This window comes from Pseudescherichia sp. AS216 (assembly GCF_037152055.1).
In the GTDB taxonomy this organism is placed as follows: Bacteria; Pseudomonadota; Gammaproteobacteria; order Enterobacterales; family Enterobacteriaceae; genus Pseudescherichia.
On the sequence record NZ_JBBCMV010000003.1, the window covers coordinates 559621 to 582579 of the forward strand.

A 22959-nucleotide genomic window follows, 5' to 3' on the forward strand; every position below is an offset into this window, starting at 1 on the left:
CTTATCCAATAATATAGGGAATGTTGCTGAACAGGGTGCGCATATAGTCCAGCAGCAGGTTAAGCATCCACGGGCCGGCAACGATAATAGCAACGAAAACGGCGATAATTTTCGGGATAAACGACAGCGTCATCTCGTTAATCTGCGTGGCGGCCTGAAGAATACTGATCACCAGGCCGGTGACCAGCGCCACCAGCAGCAGGGGCGCGGCGACCATCAACGCGATTTTCATCGCGTCCGTGCCCATCATCATCACCGATTCTGGCGTCATTTCCGCACTCCTTAACTGTAAAAGCTCTGCGCCAGGGAGCCGACCAGCAGCTGCCAACCGTCTACCAGCACGAACAGCATCAGCTTAAACGGCAGGGCGATGGTGGCGGGCGGAACCATCATCATCCCCAGCGCCATCAGCACGCTGGCGATAACAAGGTCGATGATGAGGAACGGAATAAAAATGGTAAAGCCAATCTGAAACGCGGTCTTGAGCTCGCTGGTCACATAGGCCGGGAGCAGAATGCGCATCGGCACCGCTTCCGGGCCAGGCAGCGGGCCGCTGTTGGCCAGGCGGGCAAACAGCGCTAAATCGGCTTCCCGCGTCTGGCGCATCATAAACTCTCTCAGCGGCTGCGCGCCTTTCTCTAGCGCCACATCGATAGAGATCTTGCTTTCACTGAACGGCTGATAGGCCTCGGTATAAATCTTATCGATCACCGGCGACATAATAAAAAAGGTCAGGAATAGCGCGAGGCCGAGCAGCACCTGGTTAGGCGGCGCGGAGGGCGTGCCCAGGGCGTTACGCAGCAGGCCAAAAACGATGATGATGCGGGTAAAGCTGGTCATCATCAGTAGAATAGCGGGCAGGAAGGTCAGCGAGGTGATAAACACCAGGGTCTGCACCGGCAGGGACCAGCTCTGGCCGCCGTTGGCCAGCGGTTGGCTGACTAATCCGGGAAGTTGCGCAAAGGCGCTGGGCGCAACCAGCACCAGGCCAGCCAGCGCAAGGGGTAACAAACGGCGCATCAGGATCTCCCGGAACGCTTGATCAAATTCTTTAACACGGCCTGAAAATCCGGGGTGTTCTCTTTCGGGGCTTCGCTCGCAGGCGGTGCCGGAGGAAGCGTGTGCAGCAGGCTGATTTGTGACGGCGTCACGCCCAGCACCAGTCGGGCATCGTCGACGTCAACGATAATCACCCGCTCACGCGGGCCAACGGTTGTACTGGCGCTGACCTTCAGGCCACGAGCGCTGGCGGTTTTACCGCCAAAACCCATCCGCTTCGCCAGCCAGGCTGCCGCGAGGATCAGGGCAATAATACCCAGCAGCGCGCCGCTCACCTGCACCAGCGGTGAACCGTGAACGGCAGAGGGCTGCGCAACGGTAGCCTGGGTTTTCATGCTTAGCGGCTCAGACGACGCATACGCTCGGACGGCGTGATGATATCGGTAATACGCACGCCGTATTTGTCGGCGACGACCACCACTTCACCCTGGGCAATCAGATAGCCATTGATCAGGATATCCAGCGGCTCACCGGCGAGGCCGTCCAGCGCCACCACCGACCCCTGGGTCAGGCGCAGCAGCTCTTTAATGGTCATGCGGGTACGGCCAAGCTCCACGGTCAGCTTGACCGGGATATCCATAATCAGATCGATATCCTGCAGGGTGCCGCTCACGTCACCGCCGCCAAACTGCTGAAACACCGAGTCGGTGGTGCTTTTGCTGCTGGGAGTGGTTTTTTGTTCGTTCAACGCGTCAGCCCACAGATCGTCCATTGCCATACTGTTCTCATCGGACGGATTGTTCATATCACTCATTTGGGCTGTTCCTCATTCAGCGAATTCAAAATCGGGTTGATCAAATGTTCAACGCGCAGGGCATACTGGCCGTTGATGGTGCCGTACTGGCTGGTAAGCACCGGGACACCGTCTACGTGGGCGATGATGCGATCGGGTTTCTCGATCGGCAGTACATCGCCGGGTTGCAGCTTCAGGATCTGCGACAGGCGCAGCGGGACATCGCCGAAATTGGCAATCAGCTCCAGCTCGGAGTGCTGCACCTGACGAACCAGGTTATCACGCCAGTTCTGATCCTCGTTGCGGGAGTTCTCCAGCGGCGGGTTAACCAGCGTCTCGCGCAGCGGCTCAATCATGCTGAAGGGCAGACAGATATTAAACTCGCCGGTCAGGTTACCGATCTCCACGTGGAAAGGGGTATTGACGACGATATCGTTCGGCGAGGTCGTGATGTTGGTAAACTTCACCTGCATCTCCGAACGAACATACTCAACGTCCAGGGGGTGAATCGCCTTCCATGCGTCGCTGTAGCCTTCCAGCGCCAGCTTCAGCATGCGGTTGATCACCCGCTGCTCGGTATGGGTAAACTCACGTCCCTCAACCTTGGTCGGGAAACGGCCATCGCCGCCGAACAGGTTATCCACGGCAATGAACACCAGGCTTGGCGAGAAGACAAACAGCCCAGTGCCGCGCAGCGGCTTCAGATGGATCAGGTTAAGGTTGGTCGGCACCGGCAGGTTACGCGCAAACTCATGGTAGGGCTGAATGCGGATCGCCCCCACGGTAATATCCGGGCTGCGGCGCAGCAGGTTAAACAGCCCCATACGGAACTGGCGCGCGAAACGTTCATTAATGATCTCCAGCGCCTGCAGGCGTTCACGCACCACGCGGCGCTGGGTATTGGGATCGTAAGGACGAATATCACTCTCGCCGCCTTTGCCGGGCTGCGGAGCATCGCTCTGTTCGCTGTCGCCGTTCAGCAGCGCATCAATTTCGGCCTGTGAAAGAATGCTATCGCCCATGTCTTTACCGCAAAATGAAAGCTGTATAGAGAACGTCAGTCACTTCCTGCTTTGGCTGGCCAGGGACTAACGGCGGAGAGAGCGTCTCTTTAATGGCGGCGACCAGCTGGCGCTTGCCTTCGTCGGTTGCCAGCTGCGTGGCATCCTGACGGGAGAAGAGCAGCAGCAGGCGGCTACGCACCTCCGGCAGATACTCGCTCAGGCGTGCGCGCGTGCCTTCGTCTTTCAGGCGCAGGGTAATGCCAATGTAGAAGACGCGATCGGCTTCGCCCAGGTTAACGGTAAAGGTATCCAGCGCGAAAAAGACCGGTGCAGGCGGTGGCGGCGCTTCGGCTTTCACCTCTTCACCTGGCTGCTGGTGCATGCGCCAGTAGCTATAGCCAGCGGTGGCGCACGCGGCGAGCGTGATCAACACCAACAGCGGGATCCAGATTGAGCGTTTCTTCTTCTTGCTAATTGCGGCGTCAGTCATCTGTTACGTGCTTCCTGTTTCGGTACTGCTTATAGACTGATTATCCCGTGTCCTGCGTCCGTCAAAGGGCGGAAAAGACGGGGATAATCATGCTACCTTTTGCGTTTAGGCAAAGATGTCTACCGCGCCGTTGCCGAGAGCACGCGATTGCAGGCTCGCCGGAACGGTCAATGCATCCTCTTCGTCAGCGGCAAACGTGCCGCCGTGGCCTGAGCGGGAGGCCTGCTGCTGCTGGGAAGACGACTGCTGCTGTCCAGCGGAGCTTTCGCTGCTGATGCTGCTCTGACCAAGCTGAATGCCGTTTTCCGCCAGCTGGGTACGCAGCACCGGCAGCGCAGCTTCCAGCGCGGCGCGCACGTGGCTGTGCTGGGACACCATCTGCAGCTGGGCCTGGTTGTCGTCAATCTTCAGGCTAATCTGCACCTGACCTAAATCTTCCGGATGCAGGCGCAGCTCGGCGCTCTGCTGGCCCTGCCGGGTAAACAGGGTGATATTCTGGCTAATGGTCTGCTGCCATTCGCTGCTGCCCAACGGGGCGCTGATCACCGGCGCGGCAACCGGGGCGCTGGCCTGCGCCGGGGCGGCGGTGGTCACCGCAGGGGCGACGCTAACGCTGGTGTTGACTGCCTGCACGGCGGTTTCCGGGGCGTTTTTCAGCGGCGCGGCAGCGGTCAGCTGGCTGGTTTGCGCGTTGGTGTCAACGGCCGCGGCAAAACGCTCGCCGTCGGTGGCGTCCTGCGCGGCCGGGGCTAACGCTGGCTCACGGGTGAGAGAGGCAAGATCATGACCACGGCCAGCGGCGGCGGTCACCGGGGTGGACGTGGCAGAGGCCGCGGTGTCGCCTTTCGCCACGGCAGCCGTCGCCGTTTGCTGATGCGGCAGCATTGCCAGCAGGGCGCTCAGCCCGGCCAGCTCCTCGTCGCTCAAATCGCTGCGGGTGTCGTCATCAGCGGCAGCGGTCGTCGCGGCTGGCTGCGCCTGGGAGGCAGCCGCTGTCGATGTTACCCCTTTCAGGCCGCCGGTCAGGGTGGCTAAAATAATCTGCGCTTCGCTCTGCAGCGGCGTCGTGGCCTGAGCTACCTCTTCGGGAGCATCAGCTTTCGCGGCAGTTGCCGTTGCAGCCGCAGCCGCAGCGCCTGCTGGCGTCCGGGCGAGCAGGGCGGCCAGCTGTACCGCCGGAGATCGGGTGTCGGTCTCATCCGCGCCGCCTTTCAGCAGGCTCTGCTGTAGCGTCGCGCCTGCGGTGCGCAGATCGTTAAGGGTCAGGGGGGCGTCCTCACCGGACGCCTGGGTGCCGGAAAGCGCGCCCGACAGCAGGGCAAGAAAGTCTTCTGCGCCCGTCGCCGTTTTACCTGTTTGCAGGCCGCTGGCGGTATCGGCATCGGTAACAAGCAGTTTTGGCAAAGTGATCACTCTGGTTTCCTCATTGAAGCGCGCTGGGCGAACTCATCCATTTTTTTCTGATCGAGGCGGTTCTCTGCCAGCAGGGCGGCGCTGGTCTGCCGATCCTGTAGGGTTTGCCACGCCTGCAAGCGTTGTTTCTTCTCTCGCCAGGCGTTCAACGCCTGTTCGACTTTCGTGGTCCACTGCATTAGCTGCTGGCGGTGCTGCTCGATAGCTTTCTCCAGCGTGGAGATAAACTGCTGGTAGTTCTGCCAGCGCTGGCTGCCAATGCCCTGGGTCATATCCGTGTTGAGGTTATTGCGGTACTCGTTCTGATAATCCATCAGCATCTTGAGCTGCTCTTCCGCCTGCTGACATCCCCGGCGCATCTCGCCGAGGCGTATTGCTGCGTCATCCACCGCTTTTTCAGCCAGATCCTTTAGCGTCGTTAATGCGCTAGTCTGCGTCACGATCGTCGCCCTCCCACTCTTCTGTTACACCGTCGGGAAAATAAGCTCTAAGCCCTGGATGGACTCTTCCCATCCGGCGCGTTCAAAAATACCTTGCTGGAGATAGGCTTCCAGCTGCGGCCACAGGGCAATGGCTTTATCCAGCATCGGATCGCTGCCCCGGGCATAGGCTCCCACGCTCACCAGATCGCGGTTGCGCTGGAAGCTGGAGAGCAGCTGTTTAAAATGTCTGACCCTTGCGTAGTGCTGTTCGCTGATTAACGCGGTCATGGCTCGGCTGATAGAGGCTTCAATATCGATCGCCGGATAGTGACCCGCCTCGGCCAGTCGCCGCGACAGCACGATGTGGCCGTCAAGAATGGCGCGGGCGGAGTCGGCGATGGGATCCTGCTGGTCATCCCCTTCGGTCAGCACGGTATAGAAGGCGGTAACGGAGCCGCCGCCGTGGATGCCGTTACCGGCGCGTTCCACCAGCGCGGGCAGTTTGGCAAACACCGAAGGCGGGTAGCCTTTCGTCGCCGGAGGCTCGCCGATGGCCAGAGCGATCTCACGCTGCGCCATCGCGTAGCGGGTCAGGGAGTCCATAATCAGCAGCACGTGCTGGCCGCGATCGCGGAAGTCTTCTGCGATGCGCGTGGCGTAGGCCGCACCCTGCATACGCAGCAGCGGCGAGACGTCCGCCGGGGCGGCGATCACCACCGACCGGGCGCGACCCTCAGCGCCAAGAATGTTTTCGATAAAATCTTTTACTTCACGGCCACGTTCGCCAATCAGTCCGACCACGATCACGTCAGCCTGGGTGTAGCGCGCCATCATGCCCAGCAGCACGCTCTTACCGACGCCGGAACCGGCGAACAGGCCCATACGCTGGCCGCGACCCACTGTTAACAGGGCGTTAATCGGCCGCACGCCGGTATCCAGCACGTGCTCGATGGGGGTACGCTGCAGGGGGTTGAAGGGCTGGGTGATCAGCGCCCCGGTTTCGGTGGTGTCGGGCGAGGGGAGACCGTCCAGCGGTTTACCCGCGCCGTCCAGCACCCGGCCCAGCAATGCCGGGCCTAACGGCAGCTGTTTGCCACTGTGCAAGCCGTCGCTGCTGGCGCTGCGGGCGTAGACGCGCGCGCCGGGCAGAATGCCCTCCACCTCTTCCAGCGGCATCAGAAAGAGGCGCTGGCCGTTAAAACCCACGACTTCACTCTCTACTTCCCGGATGTCGCCGTTCTCCTGACGTTCAATAACGCAGGTGGCCCCCAGCGGCAGCTGCAGGCCGGTCGCCTCCAGCACCAGACCGGTGGCGCGGGTCAGCCGCCCGTAGCGGCGTACCGCTGGCAGCTGCGCCATTTTGCTTTCAAAGTTGTCCAGCGTGGTCAGCCAGCGCGTCAGGCGTGCAGTCATCAGATCGCTCCCGGCGCCGCCAGGCGGCACAGTTCCTGCCAGCGGGTGGCGACGCTGGCATCCAGATCGCCCTCGTCGGCAGAGACTTTACAGCCTCCCGGATGGAGGGTCGGATCGCCGCGCAGACGCCAGCCGTGCAGGCTCAGCGTCGCCCCCAGCATCTCTTCCACGCGCTGCAGATCGTCCGGGTGGACGCGCAGCTGCGGCTTGCCGTTAAACAGCGGCTCCTGCTGAAGCAGCTGCTGGATCTGTTTGATCAGCGCGGTGTTATCCACGCTCGGCGTCTGGCCGATCACCTGGCGCGCCGCCTCCAGCGCCATCTGCATCAGGCGGGAGGCGATTACGCTGTCCAGCGCATCAAGCGTGTACTGGAACTCGCTAACCAGCTGCTGCATCCGGGCATGGATCGGCGCCTGCTGCTGTTGGGCCTGGGCCAGACCCTGCTCAAGGCCCTGGGCCAGACCCTCCTGGTAGCCTTTGCTATGCCCGTCCTGCCGACCTTCGGCGAGACCGGCGCTGTATCCCTGCTCGTGGGCCTGGATCTGCAGCTGCGCCAGCTGCTGCTGTTGCTTCTGCTCGTCGGTTAAAACGACCTCTTCGCTCTCCTGCGGGGCGTCGTCGCTGTCGCTGTCGTACGCCACCGCCGGAACGAATTCGCTTACCGGCATCGCCAGATCTTCCGGCGTCCAGATTTTCCACGGCAGCTCGTTAGACATAGGTATCCTCGCCGCTGCCAATTACCATCTCGCCGGTCTCTGCCAGACGACGAACGATAAGCAGGATCGCTTTCTGCTCGTTCTCCACCTGGGAGAGACGCACCGGACCGCGGTTGGCAAGGTCGTCGCGCAGAATGTCTGCCGCACGCTGGGACATGTTGCGCAGGAACTTCTCGCGCAGCGGCTGTTCGGAGCCTTTGAGCGCGATAAGCAGGGATTCGGAATCCACTTCCTGCAGCAGGCGCTGGATGCTGCGATCGTCCACCTCGGAGAGGTTTTCGAACAGGAACATCTCGTCGATAATTTTCTGTGCCAGCTCGCCGTCGAATTCGCGCACCGCGGTAATAACCGCCTCTTCCTGCTGGGTCTTCATCAGGTTGATGATCTCTGCCGCCGTTCTTACGCCGCCCATTTTGCTGCGCTTGAGGTTCTGGCCGTCGAGCAGGCTGTTCAGCACCTCGGTCAGCTCCGCCAGCGCCGCTGGCTGAACGCCGCCGAAGGTGGCGATACGCAGCATAACGTCATGACGCAGACGCTCATCGAAGAGGGCGAGAATATCCGCCGCCTGGCCGCGCTTAAGGTGCACAAGGATGGTGGCGATAATCTGCGGATGCTCGTCGCGGATAAGATCGGCTGCGGTCTGCGGCTCCATAAAGTTGAGGGTCTCGATACCGCTGGAGGTATCGCGCGTCTCAAGAATATCTTCCAGCAGGCTGGCGGCGCGCTCTTCGCCCAGCGCTTTCACCAGCACCGAACGCAGGTAGTCGTTGGCGTTGATATTGAGCGCGGCGAACTGCTCGGCTTCCTGCTCGAACTCTTGCAGAACGTCGGTCAGCTGCTTGTTGGAGATCTGGCGCACGCCGGCCATGGCGGTACTCAGGTGCTGAACCTCACGCTGGGAGAGGTGCTTGAACACCTCCGCCGCGCGGTCTTCGCCAATGGTCATCAGCAGGATGACGCTCTTTTCGGTTCCGGTAAGGTTACTCATGCTCTTCACCACTCATCCACTGGCGGATGACCAGCGCAACAACGCGCGGATCGTTATCTGACATTTCGCGAATACGCTGGCTCATCACCTCGGCGCTCAGGCGCTGGTTAGCCCGACGCTGCTGGGTCTGCTCATCTTTGCTGAGGCGAACCTCCACGGCTTCCTCTTCCGGCATCTGGCGAGTGTGCGCATTCTCAAGCAGCGCTTTGCGCTCCTCTTCGCGGCGTACCAGCTGCGGACGAACGGCTTTGCGCCACAGGAGCCAGGCAACAATCAGCACCAGCAGCCAGCGACCGGCGGTCATCAGCTGATCGATAAAGGCCTGCTGTTGCCAGAACGGCAGCTCGCCTACGCTCTCATCGGTGGCATTGAACTGGGAGTTCACCACGTTGAGGGTATCGCCGCGCTGCTGGGAGAAGCCCATTGCTTCGCGGGTCAGGTCTTCAATCTGCTTCAGCTGGTCGGCGGTCAACGGCAGCGGTTTACCCTCGGTGAGGGTGCGATAGTTCACCACCACGGCAACGGAGAGGCGCTGCACGTCGCCGACGTTCATTTTGGTGTGGCGAATGGTGCGGTCGACTTCGTAGTTGGTGGTTTCGTTGCGCTGCGTATTACGCGGACCGGCGCTGTTTGCCGTTGTGCTGGTCGAGGTCTGCTGCGCATTCTGGTTCTGCTGGCCGTTCTGCGGCGCATTCGCGGTAATCGGCGCGTTATTCGCTGGCGCAGGCTGGTTAGAGAGTGCACCCGGTACGCCGCCCGGATAGGGGCCGCCCACCTGCTCACTTTCGTTCAGCTGACGGGAGCGCATCACTGCTTCGGACGGGTTGCCGTTCGGGTGATACTGCTCTTCGGTCTGCTCTTTATTATCAAAGTCGATCTGGGCGTTAACCTGGGCATGGACGTTGCCATTGCCGACGATAGGGGAGAGGATCGCCTCGATGCGGCGCTGCACGCGGCCTTCAACGTCAGCGGCATACTTCAGCTGGGCGTCGTTAAGATCGCGGCCGCTGGTGTTGGACTGGGTCAGCAGGCGACCGCTCTGGTCGACCAGGGTAACATTCCCCGGCGGCAGGCCAGCGACGGCGCTGGAGACCAGATGGACCACGGCGCTGATCTGGCCTTCGTCCATGGCGCGACCCGGTGCAAGGTTCACGGTGACGGAGGCCGAGGGAGATTTTTGTTCGCGCACGAACAGCGACGGTTTAGGCATCGCCAGGTGGACACGAGCTGATTTCACCGGCCCGAGGGTTTCGATGGTACGGGCCAGTTCGCCCTCCAGCGCACGCTGGTAGTTGACCTGCTCGCTGAACTGGCTGATACCAAACTTCTCCTGATCCAGCAGCTCAAAGCCCACCGCGCCGCCTTTCGGCAGCCCCAGCTGGGCCAGGCGCAGGCGCAGCTCGTGCACTTTGTCCGCAGGCACTTCAATCGCGCCACCGGTTTCGGTGAAGCGATAGGGGATGTTCATCTGCGTCAGCTGGGTCACTATCGCGCCGCCGTCCTGATCGGAGACGTTGCTATAAAGGACGCGGTAGTCCGGCTGTTTCGCCCACAGCACCATAGCAACGATGATGGCGATGGCAGCTGCACCGGCGACAAGCAGTGGAATTCTGGGGTTCGCGCGCAGGCGGTTCATCCATTCGAGAGATTTATTCTGTGATGCGGTTGCTGTCGCACTCATTGCACACCTCGTAACTCAGGGTGGACGGCATTATTCGTGTAATGAAGCAAAACGGACTCCCGGGTCGGCAAACACGACAAAAGTTCCATGTTGATGGCCCTGCCATTATTTGATGATTCGCGATTTTCTATGGGTCAAATAACCTGGTTTTTTGTCGCTATTTACCGCCTTCATCTTATTGACAAACTGGTAACCTCGTCGCCAGTCAAATCATGTAGGGGTTAAATCATGTCTATCCAGGGGATTGAAGGCGTCATCAGCCAGCTGCAGGCCACGGCCGGCGTGGCAAAAAACCAGAGCGTTGGCGCTGAGTCCACCGTTAGCTTTGCGGGCCAGCTGCACGCCGCGCTGGATCGCATCAGCGATACGCAGAACGCCGCGCGTACGCAGGCTGAGAAATTTACGCTGGGTGAGCCGGGCGTTGCCCTGAACGACGTGATGACCGATCTGCAGAAATCATCCGTGTCGTTACAGATGGGGATCCAGGTGCGTAACAAGCTGGTGTCCGCCTATCAGGATGTCATGGCGATGCAGGTGTAGTCAGAACTTCCTTAAATCACCCTTACGTCAGCCGCTTCCGCTGGCCTCTGCTACACTTTCAGAGTCTTAACTTAACGGTAAGGAGCTGAAGATGGGTCTTTTCAATTTTGTAAAAGAAGCAGGTGAGAAACTGTGGGATGCCGTTTCCGGGCATGACGATAAGGAAGAGCAGGCGAAGAAGGTGCAGGAGCATCTGAGCAAAACCGGTATTCCTGATGCGGATAAGGTGAACGTGCAGGTCGCCGACGGTCAGGCTACCGTCACGGGCGAAGGCCTGAGCCAGGAAGCGAAAGAGAAGATTCTGGTGGCGGTCGGTAACATCTCTGGCATCGCCAGCGTTGCTGACAACGTGAAGGCTGCGCCCGCTGCAGACACTACTGTAAAAGAGAGCCAGTTCTACACGGTGAAATCCGGTGACACGCTGAGCGCCATCTCTAAACAGGTGTACGGCGACGCTAACCAGTACAACAAAATCTTCGAAGCCAACAAACCGATGCTGAAAAGCCCGGAAAAAATCTATCCGGGCCAGGTGCTGCGTATTCCGCAGTAATCAAGCGATACGCCGGGCCATCGCTGCCCGGCGTGTACCTCTACTTCTGGATCAAGTAACGAATCGTTGGCCCATCCTGCTGAATATCCAGCACGGTATAGCCGTGATTGCGCGCGTCCAGCGGAATGTTATTAATGGATTGCGGACAGTCGCTCACCACCTCCAGAATCTCACCCTTATTTAACTGCGGCATCGCCTCCAGCGTGGCGACGGCAGGGTAGGGGCAGGGCTCGCCCACCATATCCAGACGGTAATCCGGGACTGGCGTTTTACGCGTATTCATACCGCTTCCTTAACCGCCAGCGTGGCGGCGCGCTTAAAGAAATGTTTCTCCCAGGCCACGACGAGTAGCAGGGCGGCTAACAGCAGGCCGTAGGTGACCAGTAACCCTCCGAGAGGCCCGAAGGTGGTCAGCAAATTAACCTTATCCCAGCGGGTGGCCAGCGACGGGGCCAGATCGTCCCAGAAGTAAGCCAGCAGCGTCGAGCCGATCACATTCCCGAGTCCCACCCACCAGTAGTGCACCTGGCCCTCTACGGCACGATACATCCAGCCCGTTTCGCACCCACCCGCCAGCACAATGCCAAAGCCGAACAGCAGGCCGCCAATGACGGCGTTGGGACCAGCCCACATAATTTTGGCTTCGACACCCAGCTGAACGTAGCTGAAAATCCCGATGGCACTGACCGCCATCCCGAGGATGATAGCCTTTGCCATATGGGTGCGGCCCGTGATCCACATATCACGGAAGGCAGAGGTGAAGCAGATCTGCGCCCGCTCAATCAGCAGACCAAAGCCGACGCCGAACAGCATGGCGAGGCCGAGTTTGGGTTGGTTCATCGCCGTGAGCAGCGCCCACCCCAGCATGCCTATAAACACCAGCATGCCAAGGCGAAAGCGACGGCGCGCCCGGTCAGGCTGCTGCGTCAGCGGCGAGGCGGCAGAGACCTTCTGCATTTTTACCGGGATGCGGAAAAGCGGCAGCAGGGTAACGCGCGCGCCAAACCAGCTGCCGACCGCCGTGGCCAGCGCAAAGAACCAGGCGTGGAGCGAAAACTGCGGAATGCCGGTGAAAAACGCGGCCAGGTTACAGCCCATCGCCAGACGTGCGCCGAATCCGGCAATGATGCCGCCGACAATGGCTTGAAAAATACGGATACGGCTGCGGGGCATGCGCAGCTTAACGTTATTGGCCCACAGCGCGGCAGCGAAACAGCCGCCAAACATGCCGATGATCATCATACCGTCGATGCGGGTCAGCGGCGTGCCTTCCAGATGGATTAGCTTGTAGTAACCCCAGGTTTCCGCATGGACGCCCATCAGCTGCAAAAGCTGACCGCCCCAGCGGGTAAATTCCCCGGTAACGGCCCAGAAGGTGCCGGTGATACCAAAATAGTAGGTTGAGAGAATGCCGGCGGCGATAACGGCGGGCAGGGGGGCCCAAAAAGTAATCAGCCAGCGCTGTTTGAAGTGTTGCCAGGACATGATAATAGCCTCTGAACTCAGAAGGTTTATGTGGTAAAGCGGAACCGCGATCCTACACGGACCGACGCATTTTCCCAGCGCTAAATGGCATTTATACGGTGCAGATCAAGTAAAGTGTTTAAGGTAATTGCTGGCAGGCGTGGCGCTTTAGTGCCAGAATAATTTTTTTCTTCGCGCGCAGGACATTAGATGAAAAAAGTAGTGATTTTTAGCGCATTGCTGGCGTTGACCGGCTGTGCACAGATTGATAACTATAACGAGGTAGTCAAACATCCGGCACCTGCGGATCTGGTCGGGTACTGGCAATCCGCCGGGCCGCAGAGCAAGCTGGTCAGTCCGGAGGTGATAGCCAGCCTGGTGGTGACCCCCGCAGGAGATACGCTGGACTGTCGCCAGTGGCAGCGTGTGATAGCGCTGCCTGGCAAGCTGACGCTGCGCGGGGACGATTTCTATAACGTGACGCAGAAGGTCGAAGTGTACTCGGTAGAACGAGATGGTGCCCTGCTGGAGTATGCGGGCATGACGTTAAAACGGGTTGATCGCCCAACCGCCGAGTGTGCTGAGGTATTGGCGAAAAGCCCGCTGCCTACGCCGCTGCCGTAAAGTAATAACGCTGAGTGAGGCCTCTCACTCAGCGTATTCGGTTACAGCACTTCCTCCAGAACCCACACGCTGACGCTGCCGCCGTTGCAGGTAAAGGTACCCGTACCGTTTTCGTCAGTGCTCACGCTCTCCTCGCGGTTGCCAAGGTAGTCGCGCCATATCTTATTGCCGTAATTCTCCCCTAGCTCCAGCGTCTTTTCCCCGTCGTCGCCGTTGGAGAGCACCACGACGCAGCCGGGATCCTCTTCGGTTCCGCTCCGGCTAAAGGCGATGCAGTTTGGGTGATCGAACCACAGCGTCTGTACGCCGTGAGCAAAGCGCTGACGGGCCAGGATCAGCTGGTCGAGATGTTCAACGATCGGCATATCGATATGGTAGGTTTCGCCGTCGCCGCCGGTATCGTCATAGCTTGCACCATACAGATCCGGATAGAACACCGACGGCACACCGTTTTCCCGCAGCAGGATCAGGGCGTAGGCCAGCGGTTTGAACCAGGCTTCAACGGGGGCTTCCAGTGCCTGTAGCGGCTGAGTATCGTGGTTGGTGACAAGGGTGACGGCATGGAAGGGGTCGGCCTCTACCAGCGTGCCGGTGAAAATCTGGCTCATGTCGTAGTCGCGTCCCTGCAACGATGCCTGATGGAAGTTCATCTGCAGTGGGGCGTCGAACAGCATCGTATTGCCATCCACCTGATCGATATACTGCTGCAACCGACCGACTTCATGGGACCAGTATTCGGCGACGATGAACAGCGGCTTCGGGGCCACCTCCTGCACGTGGTTGATCCACTCTTTATAGAACCAGGCCGGGATATGCTTCACGGCATCGAGGCGGAAGCCATCGCACTGGGTCTGCTCCATCACCCAGCGCGCCCAGTATTTGATCTCTTCCGTGACCGCCCGGTTGCGGTAATCGATATTGGAGCCCATCAAATAGTCAAAGTTACCCAGCTCTTCGTCAACCTGATCGGTCCAGCCGTCGCCGGTGTAATCGTTAACAATTTTGAATATGCCATCTTCATCGGGATTTTCGATATGGTCGACGCCGCTAAAGCACTTGTGGTCCCAGACAAACTTCGAATATTTTCCCTCACGGGCGGGGAAGGTGTAGCGCGTCCAGGCCTCGCACGCGATCTCTTCGTCATCGATCTGGTTGCGGTCGTGTTCGTTTACCCGATTAACACAGATTGCCTCTTTTTCATCGGCCCCCATCTTATGGTTAACCACGACGTCGAGCAGGACGGCGATGCCGTTCTCTTTCAGCGCGCCGATGGCCGCCAGCAGCTGGGCTTTATCGCCGTATTTGGTGGCAACGGTACCTTTTTGATCAAACTCGCCCAGATCGAAGAGATCGTAGGTGTCATACCCGACCGAGTATCCTCCCGTCGCCGCTTTATAAGCGGGGGGCAGCCAGACCATGTTAATGCCAATATCATTAAAACCAGCTGCACGCTCAGCCACTTCCGGCCAGAGTTTACCGCCATCCGGATAGTACCAGTGAAAGCATTGCAATAGGGTGGGGTTTTTCATCGACCATGCTCCAGAGTTAGGAACTTGAAGTATGGATGAAAATCAGCAAACGAAGCGGGTGAGGGCGTTAAAAAATATCACCCGCCTGGAGGCAGCAGCGTTCACAACTCGCTTGGGAAAAGGATATTACCAGAGAGACGTCCATAGGTTGAGTTCAGGTTCTGTTGGCGGGATGTTTGCCCAACTAAGGTGCGTAGTTCTTCCATGCGATGGTGCAGCAGCGTTTTAAGCTCAACTTCGTTATCGAGGATCTGTTTTAACAGCGGGCGGAGCCGCCCCTGGACGGTAGGGGCGGTATCTGCGGTATCCTGAAGCTGGGTCAGCTTCTCCACTGCGGTGATATAGCTCAGCTCATGCTGGATAAGCTCATCCCAGCGCCCCTCTTTAGCGAGGTTAAGCATCATGTTGCTGGTCAGCAGCAGCTGCTGATAGTGTTGGAGCAACCCGAAATCGGCATCCATTAGTAGGTGTCCCGCGCATTTTGATTATTAGGGCCTATCTCCTTCCAGGCATCTGCAATATTGGTCAGCAGGTTCGTGACCTCATCAATGGCAGCAAGATCATTGTGCAGATTGGCCTGGAGAAGACGCCGTGTCATATAGTCATAAAGACTGTCGAGGTTTGACGCAAGGTCACCACCGACGTCGTGGTTTAACCCGGCGCGTAAGCCGTTGGTGATAATGTTGATGGCTTTTGACAACGCCTGTCCTTTACCGGGGATATCTCCCTGATCGATCAGGATGGCCGCTTTTTTCATGGCGCTTAACGCACCATCAAATAGCAGCACCACCAGTTGATGTGGGCTAGCGCTTAGAACGGCGCTTTCCACACCCACCTGGGCATAAGCCTGAATTCCCGATTTTGTATACATGTCAAACCTCAACTCTTGGTTCATTAACTATTCATGGCATTAAACTGCTGGGTCAGGTAACTCCCGGTGGAGTCCAGCGACGAAATAAGCGTACTCAGGCTGGTAAACTGCGCCTTGTAACGCGCCATCGTCGCGGTGATCTGGGTATTCACCTGATCGTACTTCTCTGACAGCTGCTTAAGACTTTTATTGATCCCATCGGTGGCGTTCTTCAGCGATCCGTCGTTACCGAGGATATCCTTTAGCAGGCTGCTGGACTGCGTCGCAAAGCCAGTGGTTTTGCCATCGCCAGAGAGGAAATTCAGCACGTCGGTAGGGGATTCGTTCAGCGCTTTGGTCAGCTTGGTGCTGTCGACCGTCAGCTTGCCGGTCAGATCCTGGGTAATCCCCATCTGCGACAGAGTAGAAATTGCCCCGGTCCCCTGGTTGGTAGAGAGCTGCGAGCGCAGGCGCGTCTGAATATTACGCAGCGTGCCGTCACCGAGCAGATCGCCGTTCGAGGTGCTCTGGCTGTTGCTGCCCTGATCCACCGCCGTATATTTCGTCTGGTTATTGATGGTGGTCTGCAGCGAGTTATAGGCGTCAACGTAGGCCTGAATTGCCGCCGTCATCGGCTCGTTGTCTTTGACAACGGACAGCGTCTCTGGAGTGCCGACGTTGGTTTTGGTCAGCGACAGGGTTACACCCTCTGGCGCATCGGTAATGGTGTTGCTGCTGCGGGTGATGGTGATGTTATTGATTTTAACAATCGCATCTTTTGCCTCCACCTGCTGAGTCATCGCACTCTTAGAACTGTCGGTGGCGTCATAGCTGATGTACTTCGCCAGCTCGCTGTCGTCAGTGCTGATGGTCATTGCATTCGTGGTACCACTGTCGCGAGAGGTCAGCGACAGGTAGTAGCTATTGTCATCCGCTTTAATGATGCTGGCGGTGACGCTGCCCTGTTTGGCGTTGATCGCATCACGCACGTCCGCAAGGCTGGTTTTATCGCTGGCCAGCGTCACCGTCATCGGATCTTTTTGACCCGGCTGAGTGATAGTGATTGTCCGCGAACTCAGGCTGCTGTCGCCCAGATCGGTATCCTTGCTGCTCGCCTTCGGGCTTAACAGCGACTGCGAAGCGGCCAGCTGGCTGACCTCAACGGAGTAGGTTCCGGCGGTAGCGCTGTTGGCAAGCTTGGCGCTGAACGCGGTATTGGTGCTGGAAACCTTAGCTGAGGCAATAGCAGAGGTGTTTTTCAGCGCGTCAGCAGCCGTCTGCAGCTTAGTCAGCGCAGTCTGCACCACGCCCCAGGCAGTCAGTTTTGCCTTATAAGAGGTCTGTTGCTGAGTAATCGGCGTCAGCCTGGTTTGTTCTGAAGCCTCCAGCCCATCATATAATGTGCTTAACGACGAACTCATGCTGGTGCCGGCACCGAGCGAACTTACTGTTGCCATAATAACATCCTTTCATTTGAGACAATCACTGGATGCTCTATCGGCAGCGACAGCGAAAAGATTAGTGTCTTTTACAAAAAACAATGGCGGAATAAAGCGGAGAAAAACCAGGCAGTTTGCGCCTTTAAAAAAGCGATCATTTTTTCTAAAGGTTATTCGACGGCGGTCGATAATCACATTGACGGTGAGAAAGCCGTAGGCAGATGCCTGAATCTGATAACTTTTTCAAAGGAATACTATCATGGCTGTTATTAATACTAACACCCTGTCGCTGACGACTCAGAACAACCTGACCAAGTCTCAGTCTTCCCTGGGCACCTCTATCGAGCGTCTGTCCTCCGGTCTGCGTATCAACAGCGCAAAAGACGATGCTGCTGGCCAGGCGATTGCTAACCGCTTCACCTCCAACATCAACGGTCTGACCGTAGCGGCACGTAACGCCAACGACGGTATCTCCCTGGCACAGACCGCTGAAGGCGCGCTGGGCGAAATCAACAACAACCTGCAGCGTATCCGTGACCTGACCGTTCAGGCGCAGAACAGCTCCAACTCCGCATCCGACGTTGACTCCATCCAGGCGGAAGTTAACGAGCGTATGAAAGAGATCGACCGCGTAACCAAGCAGACCGATTTCAACGGCATCAAAGTGCTGAACACCGGTTCCGGCACCAGCACCTACAACTTCCAGGTTGGCTCTAAAGACGCTGAAACCATCGGTATCAAAATCAGCTCCAGCGACAGCTTCAACCTGGCGGCTGCAGGCTCTTCCGGCACCACCCTGAACACCAAAACCATGGCGTCCGGCGACACCGTCAACAGCAACGTTCGTACTACCGAAGCCGTTGGTTTCGACGTACTGAAAGGCAAAGTGACTGGCGGCGCGTCCGGTGCAGCTTCTGGCTCCACCCCGCTGGCAGACGTTGACGCGGCAATCAAAGCGGTTGACTCTCAGCGCAGCCTGCTGGGTGCTTCCCAGAACCGTTTCGAGTCCACCATCACTAACCTGAACAACACCGTGAGCAACCTGACGTCCGCTCGCAGCCGTATTCAGGACTCCGACTACGCGACCGAAGTGTCCAACATGTCCCGCGCGCAGATCCTGCAGCAGGCTGGCTCTTCCGTACTGGCTCAGGCCAACCAGGTTCCGCAGACCATGCTGTCCCTGCTGCGTTAATTCGCACTCAGATCAATTCAAAGCGCCGCCTGTCGGCGCTTTTTTTATTTTCTCGCCGACAAAAAAATTCTTCAGAAACACTAAAGCTTCGCAACCTCGTGTCGATAACATTATTGAAGGCGATGAGGCCGTTGGGCACATGCCGAAATAGCATTACCACTATTTAAAGAAGGATATTTACCATGGCAGTGATCAACACTAACACCCTGTCGCTGACGACTCAGAACAACCTGACCAAGTCTCAGTCTTCCCTGGGCACCTCTATCGAGCGTCTGTCCTCCGGTCTGCGTATCAACAGCGCAAAAGACGATGCTGCTGGCCAGGCGATTGCTAACCGCTTCACCTCCAACATCAACGGTCTGACCGTAGCGGCACGTAACGCCAACGACGGTATCTCCCTGGCACAGACCGCTGAAGGCGCGCTGGGCGAAATCAACAACAACCTGCAGCGTATCCGTGACCTGACCGTTCAGGCGCAAAACAGCTCCAACTCCGCATCCGACGTTGACTCCATCCAGGCTGAAGTTAACGAACGTATGAAAGAAGTGGATCGTGTAACCAAGCAGACCGATTTCAACGGCATCAAAGTGCTGAACACCGGCGCAAGCTCCAGCACCTACAACTTCCAGGTTGGCTCTAAAGACGCTGAAACCATCGGTATCAAAATCAGCTCCAGCGACAGCTTCAACCTGGCGGCTGCAGGCTCTTCCGGCACCACCCTGAACACCAAAGCCATGGCGTCCGGTACCGATACCGTGAACGGCAACGCCCGTACCACCGAAGCCGTTGGTTTCGACGTACTGAAAGGCAAAGTGACCGGCGGCGCAACTGGCGCAGCGGCTGGCTCCACCCCGCTGGCAGACATCGACGCGGCGATCAAGTCCGTTGACTCTCAGCGCAGCCTGCTGGGTGCTTCCCAGAACCGTTTCGAGTCCACCATCACCAACCTGAACAACACCGTGAGCAACCTGACGTCCGCTCGCAGCCGTATTCAGGACTCCGACTACGCGACCGAAGTGTCCAACATGTCCCGCGCGCAGATCCTGCAGCAGGCTGGCTCTTCTGTACTGGCTCAGGCCAACCAGGTTCCGCAGACCATGCTGTCCCTGCTGCGTTAATTTTCAACGCAGAGATAAAAAACCCGGCGCTGCCGGGTTTTTTTTTGCCCCGCCTTAAACCTCAGGAAACCACTAGTTTTACCCTTGTATTAGTGCGATTGCAGCCCGTAGAGTGCAGTAATGTTTCTGCTATTATTGCGATGCCAGCGCGTACGGGCATCGGGGACCGCATTCAGGAACTTATACATGTCACAGCCCGCTCTGGTCAGCCTTCTTATTCCCGCATATAAGTCATCATGGTTTAAAGAGACGTTACAAAGTGCGTTCGCTCAGGATTATCCGAACGTAGAAATTATCGTTAGTGACGATTGCCCAACGGATGAAATTAAAAAAATCGTTGAGCAATGTAAAGACCAATCCCCCTTTCCCTTACGGTATGTACATAATGTGCCAGGCCTGGGTGATGTCAAAAACTTTGAAGCCTCCGTCAAGCTAGCCCAGGGTAGCCTGATTAAGTTTTTATGTGATGATGACCTGATGGCACCTAATTGTATTTCTGCCCTGGTTAACGCTATGCAAAGCCATAACTCAATTCGCATGGCAACTTCAAGACGGAACCGGATCGGGATCCATGGGGAAGAACTTACGGATGTGTTTGCAACGACCTCACCTGTCGAGCAGGACTCCGTCATTGTGGGTCGAGATATTAATAGCTATCAGCTTTTTGAGATCAATAACTTTATTGGTGAACCTAGTACGGTTCTTATGTATCGTGAAGATCTATTGGCAATGCTTGCTCAACCGGATGGCATGTTTAGTCTTAACGGTGAGGTCATGTATTTCCTCGGTGATCTGACGATGTACGCTAAGATCCTTGCCAAGGGGAATCTGGCCTATTTGACAGAGACGCTCTCCAGCTTACGCATCTCTCGCCAGCAGGTCAGTCAGCAGGGGCGTGACAGCGATAAACGCGTAAAGAAAACCCATGAACGTTTTCCTGAGCTTATTCGCGAACTGGATATGGGCGATGACCAGACGGTTCCGGCACGGCATCTGCGCATTGCGCCGCTCTCTTCACCCGAGCAGTTTACTGTACGCTTTGTCGACGACAGCTTAGAGGAGCAGGTAAAAGAGAGTCAGTTTGCGCAGTGGATCGGCAAACGTCGCCTGCTGCCCATACAGCAACACCTTTTAGAGCAGCACCTCAGTCGCCACCAGCCTGTCACACTGACGATCCTGATTGACGCGCGTAAAGCCAATAAAAGCGACACAGAAAAGACGTTAGCATCTTTGGCTGCGCATACATTACCTGGTATGAGCCTGAATCCGGTGGTGATAACAGATGAAACGCGTGATGACGTAAAAACGCTGCCTGTTTCATTAACCCCTTGCGAGGCGCTAACCAGACTGGCGCAGGACGATCCTCAGGGATGGTTTCTCTGTTTAGCTGCGGGCATGACGCTTCTGCCGTCAGGGTTGATATCGCTCGCCTCAACGTTGCTTTCTGCTTCTCATCTCCTCGCAATCTACGGTGATGAAGTTTATACCATCAATGGAAAACTAATTGGTGCCCGGTTCCGACCCGACTTTAGCCTTGATCTCTTTTTAAGCCAGCCGGGTATTATGGCACGCAACTGGCTGTGGCGTGGTGAGGCGGTGGTGACGCTGGGTCTCGATAACCAGGCGGGCGCTGCGTTTGAGTTCGATCTTCTGGTTAAGCTGATCGAAACACAAGGTTTTGCCCCGATAGGCCATCTTGCTGAGCCGCTGTTTATCACCGGTGACGCAGTGATTGCCGGTGACGAAGAGGAACGTATTGTATTACGGCACCTTGCAAACCGGGGGTATCATAACGCAGAAATCACCCGCGATATTTATGGTCACTTCCATATTCAGTACGGTCACGCCTTTACGCCGATGGTGTCAGTGATTATTTCAGCAGGGAAGGCGTTAGCCCCCTTAGTGACCTGCGTTACCACAGTCATTGAAAAAACCCAGTGGCAGCCGTATGAGCTTTTAGTCATCGCGGATGAGGGGACCCCACAGGATATTACTCACTGGTTACAGGGCCTTGCTGAAATTGATCCTCAGCGTATCAAGGTGCTCTCTGCGGCAGGCGTTCACGCGACAGCCGCGCGAAATAATCTTGCTGCGTCAGTAGCGTCGGGTCAGCATCTGCTCTTCCTGCATCCTGATATCGCTATTACTCAACCAAACTGGATCCATGCGTTACTTAATCACGGCCAACGACCCGAGGTCGGCGTTGTTGGCGGTAAACAGCTCTATGGTGATGGTACCGTACGCCATGCGGGCTATCTGCTTGGCGTTAACGGCGTTGCGGGAGAAGCGTTTTTTGGGGTGAATAACAGCCACAAAAGTTATATGGGCCGACTGCACGTGGACCAAAACTACAGTGCCGTTTCGGGCGATCTGCTGCTGGTCAATAAAGAGGTCTTCGATGCGGTGCAGGGGTTTGATGAATCTCTTGACGCTTTCTGGGATGTTGATTTCTGCTTACGCGTAAGAGAAAAAGGGTGGTTAACCGTCTGGACACCATCGGTTGAGGTTTTACGCTCTGTAAGCAGTAAAGTGAGCGAGACGCCTGCAGAAGTCACAGCCCGCAACGAGAAGCAACAGCAGGATGAAAGCGTTCTCTACTCGCGCTGGATGCCCATATTGGTTAACGATCCGGCGTCAAATGTGAATCTGTCATTGAGCAGTGAACACGCTATGGTGTGTCCCGACAGCTTACTGAGCTGGCGACCGCTGGACTGGAGTCCTCTTCCGATCGTTTTACCGCATATGGGCGACTACGCTGGCTGTGGCTACTATCGCATTATCAAACCTTTTGAAGCCATGCGCGATGCGGCAATTGTTGATGGCAAATTATCAGAAACGTTCCTCAGCGTGCCCTATCTGGAACGGTATAAACCTGACAGTATTATTCTACAAAGGCAGATAACGGCCGAATTTCACGAGTGGGCTAGCCGTGTTGGCGAACTGACCAATATATTTAAGGTATTTGAACTGGATGACTATCTTCCCAATATCCCGATCAAAAACCATCACCGGTCTGATTTTGGTAAAGACATCATGAAGATGTTGCGTAAAAGCCTCAGCTACATGGATCGTTTTGTGGTGTCAACGCAGCCGCTGGCTGACGCCTTTTCAGATATGCACCGAGATATTGTCGTCATGCCAAACCGCCTGTCCCATGACTGGTGGGGTAATGTCGTCAGCCTGCGCGAGCAAGGGCATAAGCCTCGCGTAGGCTGGGCAGGGGGGTCAAGTCATACTGGCGATCTTGAGATGATTGCCGGCGTGATTCAAGCCTTTGCAGATGAAGTCGAATGGGTGTTTTTTGGCATGTGCCCAGAAAAAATCAGGCCGTATGTGACTGAGATGCACTACGGCGTTGATATTGAGCTTTACCCGCAAAAATTAGCCTCGCTTAACCTGGATCTTGCGCTTGCGCCCGTGGAAGATAATTTCTTCAACACCTGCAAAAGTAACTTGCGACTGCTTGAATATGGTGCGTGCGGTATACCCGTCATCTGTAGCGATGTTGCGTGTTATCAAGGATTTAAACATGTTACCCGGGTGCGTAACCGTTATAAAGAGTGGCATGAGGCGATTCGCTACCACCTTGATAATCCCTCGCAAAGTGAACAGATGGGGCGTGAGCTTCAGCGTTACGTTCATCGCGACTGGATGCTAAATAGCGATAATGCGGCATTATGGGCGAAAGCCTGGTTACCAGGTTAAGCGCCTGGAGATATTTTTAGCGGTTGATG

The 22959-nt window shown here is 56.9% G+C and carries 24 protein-coding genes; 6 read left to right on the top strand and 18 right to left on the bottom strand.

Features of this window, described 5'->3' with window-relative positions; translation table 11 throughout:
• Nucleotide 1 precedes the first annotated feature (1 nt).
• The 12 genes from fliQ to fliF all read right to left on the bottom strand — a co-directional run bounded on the left by fliQ (nucleotide 2) and on the right by fliF (nucleotide 9919).
• The gene (gene fliQ, locus WFN61_RS11895; protein ID WP_042391441.1) at nucleotides 2–271 is read right to left on the bottom strand and encodes a flagellar biosynthesis protein FliQ; all 270 of its coding nucleotides are present in this window, start codon (nucleotides 269–271) and stop codon (nucleotides 2–4) included.
• Between the two features lie 11 nt (nucleotides 272–282).
• Nucleotides 283–1020: a flagellar type III secretion system pore protein FliP gene (gene fliP / locus WFN61_RS11900; protein WP_103819216.1), complete on the bottom strand. Its 738-nt coding sequence runs from the start codon at nucleotides 1018–1020 to the stop codon at nucleotides 283–285.
• Entirely contained in the window at nucleotides 1020–1394 is a 375-nt protein-coding gene (fliO, locus tag WFN61_RS11905) for a flagellar biosynthetic protein FliO (RefSeq protein WP_222888228.1), read from the bottom strand. The genes fliP and fliO overlap by 1 nt, the downstream gene beginning before the upstream one ends.
• Before the next feature lie 2 nt (nucleotides 1395–1396).
• Complete coding sequence (fliN, locus tag WFN61_RS11910; RefSeq protein WP_144817314.1) at nucleotides 1397–1813, bottom strand: flagellar motor switch protein FliN; 417 nt, start codon at nucleotides 1811–1813, stop codon at nucleotides 1397–1399.
• On the bottom strand, nucleotides 1810–2814 hold the full coding sequence (fliM, locus tag WFN61_RS11915; RefSeq protein WP_103819218.1) for a flagellar motor switch protein FliM: 1005 nt from the start codon (nucleotides 2812–2814) through the stop codon (nucleotides 1810–1812). The genes fliN and fliM overlap by 4 nt, the downstream gene beginning before the upstream one ends.
• Nucleotides 2815–2818: 4 nt before the next feature.
• The gene (fliL, locus tag WFN61_RS11920; protein WP_144817315.1) at nucleotides 2819–3286 is read right to left on the bottom strand and encodes a flagellar basal body-associated protein FliL; all 468 of its coding nucleotides are present in this window, start codon (nucleotides 3284–3286) and stop codon (nucleotides 2819–2821) included.
• A gap of 105 nt (nucleotides 3287–3391) precedes the next feature.
• Complete coding sequence (gene fliK, locus WFN61_RS11925; protein ID WP_312174965.1) at nucleotides 3392–4699, bottom strand: flagellar hook length control protein FliK; 1308 nt, start codon at nucleotides 4697–4699, stop codon at nucleotides 3392–3394.
• Nucleotides 4696–5139, bottom strand: a complete 444-nt coding sequence (fliJ, locus tag WFN61_RS11930; RefSeq protein WP_144817317.1) for a flagellar export protein FliJ — start codon at nucleotides 5137–5139, stop codon at nucleotides 4696–4698. The genes fliK and fliJ overlap by 4 nt, the downstream gene beginning before the upstream one ends.
• Before the next feature lie 24 nt (nucleotides 5140–5163).
• A complete protein-coding gene (gene fliI / locus WFN61_RS11935) occupies nucleotides 5164–6534 on the bottom strand; it encodes a flagellar protein export ATPase FliI (RefSeq protein ID WP_144817318.1) in 1371 nt (456 codons plus the stop codon).
• A complete protein-coding gene (gene fliH / locus WFN61_RS11940; protein WP_312174969.1) occupies nucleotides 6534–7250 on the bottom strand; it encodes a flagellar assembly protein FliH in 717 nt (238 codons plus the stop codon). The genes fliI and fliH overlap by 1 nt, the downstream gene beginning before the upstream one ends.
• Nucleotides 7243–8238, bottom strand: a complete 996-nt coding sequence (gene fliG / locus WFN61_RS11945; RefSeq protein ID WP_042391432.1) for a flagellar motor switch protein FliG — start codon at nucleotides 8236–8238, stop codon at nucleotides 7243–7245. The genes fliH and fliG overlap by 8 nt, the downstream gene beginning before the upstream one ends.
• Nucleotides 8231–9919, bottom strand: a complete 1689-nt coding sequence (gene fliF, locus WFN61_RS11950; protein WP_337038713.1) for a flagellar basal-body MS-ring/collar protein FliF — start codon at nucleotides 9917–9919, stop codon at nucleotides 8231–8233. Before fliF ends, fliG begins: the two co-directional genes overlap by 8 nt.
• 225 nt (nucleotides 9920–10144) lie before the next feature.
• Here fliF and fliE point away from each other — a divergent pair, with 225 nt between their 5' ends.
• Together fliE and lysM are read left to right on the top strand one after the other, a co-directional pair.
• Nucleotides 10145–10459, top strand: coding sequence for a flagellar hook-basal body complex protein FliE (gene fliE, locus WFN61_RS11955; protein ID WP_106403916.1), 315 nt, complete (start codon nucleotides 10145–10147; stop codon nucleotides 10457–10459).
• 91 nt (nucleotides 10460–10550) lie between these two features.
• The gene (lysM, locus tag WFN61_RS11960) at nucleotides 10551–11009 is read left to right on the top strand and encodes a peptidoglycan-binding protein LysM (protein WP_222888220.1); all 459 of its coding nucleotides are present in this window, start codon (nucleotides 10551–10553) and stop codon (nucleotides 11007–11009) included.
• 40 nt (nucleotides 11010–11049) lie between these two features.
• On the opposite strand, the gene yedF is transcribed toward lysM, so the two are convergent.
• A complete protein-coding gene (yedF, locus tag WFN61_RS11965; protein WP_144817323.1) occupies nucleotides 11050–11292 on the bottom strand; it encodes a sulfurtransferase-like selenium metabolism protein YedF in 243 nt (80 codons plus the stop codon).
• The gene (gene yedE, locus WFN61_RS11970) at nucleotides 11289–12494 is read right to left on the bottom strand and encodes a selenium metabolism membrane protein YedE/FdhT (protein WP_337038714.1); all 1206 of its coding nucleotides are present in this window, start codon (nucleotides 12492–12494) and stop codon (nucleotides 11289–11291) included. Before yedE ends, yedF begins: the two co-directional genes overlap by 4 nt.
• A 189-nt stretch (nucleotides 12495–12683) precedes the next feature.
• On the opposite strand from yedE, the gene yedD reads away from it, so the two are divergent.
• Nucleotides 12684–13097, top strand: a complete 414-nt coding sequence (gene yedD, locus WFN61_RS11975; protein WP_144817325.1) for a lipoprotein YedD — start codon at nucleotides 12684–12686, stop codon at nucleotides 13095–13097.
• A 41-nt stretch (nucleotides 13098–13138) separates the two neighbouring features.
• On the opposite strand, the gene amyA is transcribed toward yedD, so the two are convergent.
• The 4 genes from amyA to fliD form a co-directional block, all read right to left on the bottom strand.
• Complete coding sequence (gene amyA / locus WFN61_RS11980; RefSeq protein ID WP_144817326.1) at nucleotides 13139–14626, bottom strand: alpha-amylase; 1488 nt, start codon at nucleotides 14624–14626, stop codon at nucleotides 13139–13141.
• A gap of 101 nt (nucleotides 14627–14727) precedes the next feature.
• On the bottom strand, nucleotides 14728–15087 hold the full coding sequence (gene fliT / locus WFN61_RS11985) for a flagella biosynthesis regulatory protein FliT (RefSeq protein ID WP_144817327.1): 360 nt from the start codon (nucleotides 15085–15087) through the stop codon (nucleotides 14728–14730).
• Nucleotides 15087–15497, bottom strand: coding sequence for a flagellar export chaperone FliS (fliS, locus tag WFN61_RS11990; RefSeq protein ID WP_144817414.1), 411 nt, complete (start codon nucleotides 15495–15497; stop codon nucleotides 15087–15089). The genes fliT and fliS overlap by 1 nt, the downstream gene beginning before the upstream one ends.
• Before the next feature lie 23 nt (nucleotides 15498–15520).
• Nucleotides 15521–16933: a flagellar filament capping protein FliD gene (fliD, locus tag WFN61_RS11995; protein WP_144817328.1), complete on the bottom strand. Its 1413-nt coding sequence runs from the start codon at nucleotides 16931–16933 to the stop codon at nucleotides 15521–15523.
• Between the two features lie 241 nt (nucleotides 16934–17174).
• On the opposite strand from fliD, the gene WFN61_RS12000 reads away from it, so the two are divergent.
• The 3 genes from WFN61_RS12000 to WFN61_RS12010 all read left to right on the top strand — a co-directional run bounded on the left by WFN61_RS12000 (nucleotide 17175) and on the right by WFN61_RS12010 (nucleotide 22930).
• A complete protein-coding gene (locus tag WFN61_RS12000; RefSeq protein ID WP_308219173.1) occupies nucleotides 17175–18107 on the top strand; it encodes a flagellin N-terminal helical domain-containing protein in 933 nt (310 codons plus the stop codon).
• 182 nt (nucleotides 18108–18289) lie between these two features.
• Complete coding sequence (locus tag WFN61_RS12005) at nucleotides 18290–19225, top strand: flagellin N-terminal helical domain-containing protein (RefSeq protein ID WP_257757993.1); 936 nt, start codon at nucleotides 18290–18292, stop codon at nucleotides 19223–19225.
• A 186-nt stretch (nucleotides 19226–19411) separates the two neighbouring features.
• Nucleotides 19412–22930, top strand: a complete 3519-nt coding sequence (locus WFN61_RS12010) for a glycosyltransferase (RefSeq protein WP_312282661.1) — start codon at nucleotides 19412–19414, stop codon at nucleotides 22928–22930.
• Nucleotides 22931–22959: the final 29 nt, after the last annotated feature.

Excerpts from the sequence above, each read along its gene's own strand:
- WFN61_RS12005 (WP_257757993.1), top strand. The coding sequence starts at position 18,290 with ATGGCAGTGATCAACACTAACACCCTGTCGCTGACGACTCAGAACAAC.
- WFN61_RS12000 (WP_308219173.1), top strand. The coding sequence starts at position 17,175 with ATGGCTGTTATTAATACTAACACCCTGTCGCTGACGACTCAGAACAAC.
- yedE (WP_337038714.1), bottom strand. The coding sequence starts at position 12,494 with ATGTCCTGGCAACACTTCAAACAGCGCTGGCTGATTACTTTTTGGGCC.
- fliI (WP_144817318.1), bottom strand. The coding sequence starts at position 6,534 with ATGACTGCACGCCTGACGCGCTGGCTGACCACGCTGGACAACTTTGAA.
- fliF (WP_337038713.1), bottom strand. The coding sequence starts at position 9,919 with ATGAGTGCGACAGCAACCGCATCACAGAATAAATCTCTCGAATGGATG.
- yedF (WP_144817323.1), bottom strand. The coding sequence starts at position 11,292 with ATGAATACGCGTAAAACGCCAGTCCCGGATTACCGTCTGGATATGGTG.
- fliM (WP_103819218.1), bottom strand. The coding sequence starts at position 2,814 with ATGGGCGATAGCATTCTTTCACAGGCCGAAATTGATGCGCTGCTGAAC.
- lysM (WP_222888220.1), top strand. The coding sequence starts at position 10,551 with ATGGGTCTTTTCAATTTTGTAAAAGAAGCAGGTGAGAAACTGTGGGAT.
- fliD (WP_144817328.1), bottom strand. The coding sequence starts at position 16,933 with ATGGCAACAGTAAGTTCGCTCGGTGCCGGCACCAGCATGAGTTCGTCG.
- amyA (WP_144817326.1), bottom strand. The coding sequence starts at position 14,626 with ATGAAAAACCCCACCCTATTGCAATGCTTTCACTGGTACTATCCGGAT.
- fliQ (WP_042391441.1), bottom strand. The coding sequence starts at position 271 with ATGACGCCAGAATCGGTGATGATGATGGGCACGGACGCGATGAAAATC.
- fliS (WP_144817414.1), bottom strand. The coding sequence starts at position 15,497 with ATGTATACAAAATCGGGAATTCAGGCTTATGCCCAGGTGGGTGTGGAA.
- fliL (WP_144817315.1), bottom strand. The coding sequence starts at position 3,286 with ATGACTGACGCCGCAATTAGCAAGAAGAAGAAACGCTCAATCTGGATC.
- fliG (WP_042391432.1), bottom strand. The coding sequence starts at position 8,238 with ATGAGTAACCTTACCGGAACCGAAAAGAGCGTCATCCTGCTGATGACC.
- fliN (WP_144817314.1), bottom strand. The coding sequence starts at position 1,813 with ATGAGTGATATGAACAATCCGTCCGATGAGAACAGTATGGCAATGGAC.
- WFN61_RS12010 (WP_312282661.1), top strand. The coding sequence starts at position 19,412 with ATGTCACAGCCCGCTCTGGTCAGCCTTCTTATTCCCGCATATAAGTCA.
- fliO (WP_222888228.1), bottom strand. The coding sequence starts at position 1,394 with ATGAAAACCCAGGCTACCGTTGCGCAGCCCTCTGCCGTTCACGGTTCA.
- fliH (WP_312174969.1), bottom strand. The coding sequence starts at position 7,250 with ATGTCTAACGAGCTGCCGTGGAAAATCTGGACGCCGGAAGATCTGGCG.
- fliP (WP_103819216.1), bottom strand. The coding sequence starts at position 1,020 with ATGCGCCGTTTGTTACCCCTTGCGCTGGCTGGCCTGGTGCTGGTTGCG.
- fliT (WP_144817327.1), bottom strand. The coding sequence starts at position 15,087 with ATGGATGCCGATTTCGGGTTGCTCCAACACTATCAGCAGCTGCTGCTG.
- yedD (WP_144817325.1), top strand. The coding sequence starts at position 12,684 with ATGAAAAAAGTAGTGATTTTTAGCGCATTGCTGGCGTTGACCGGCTGT.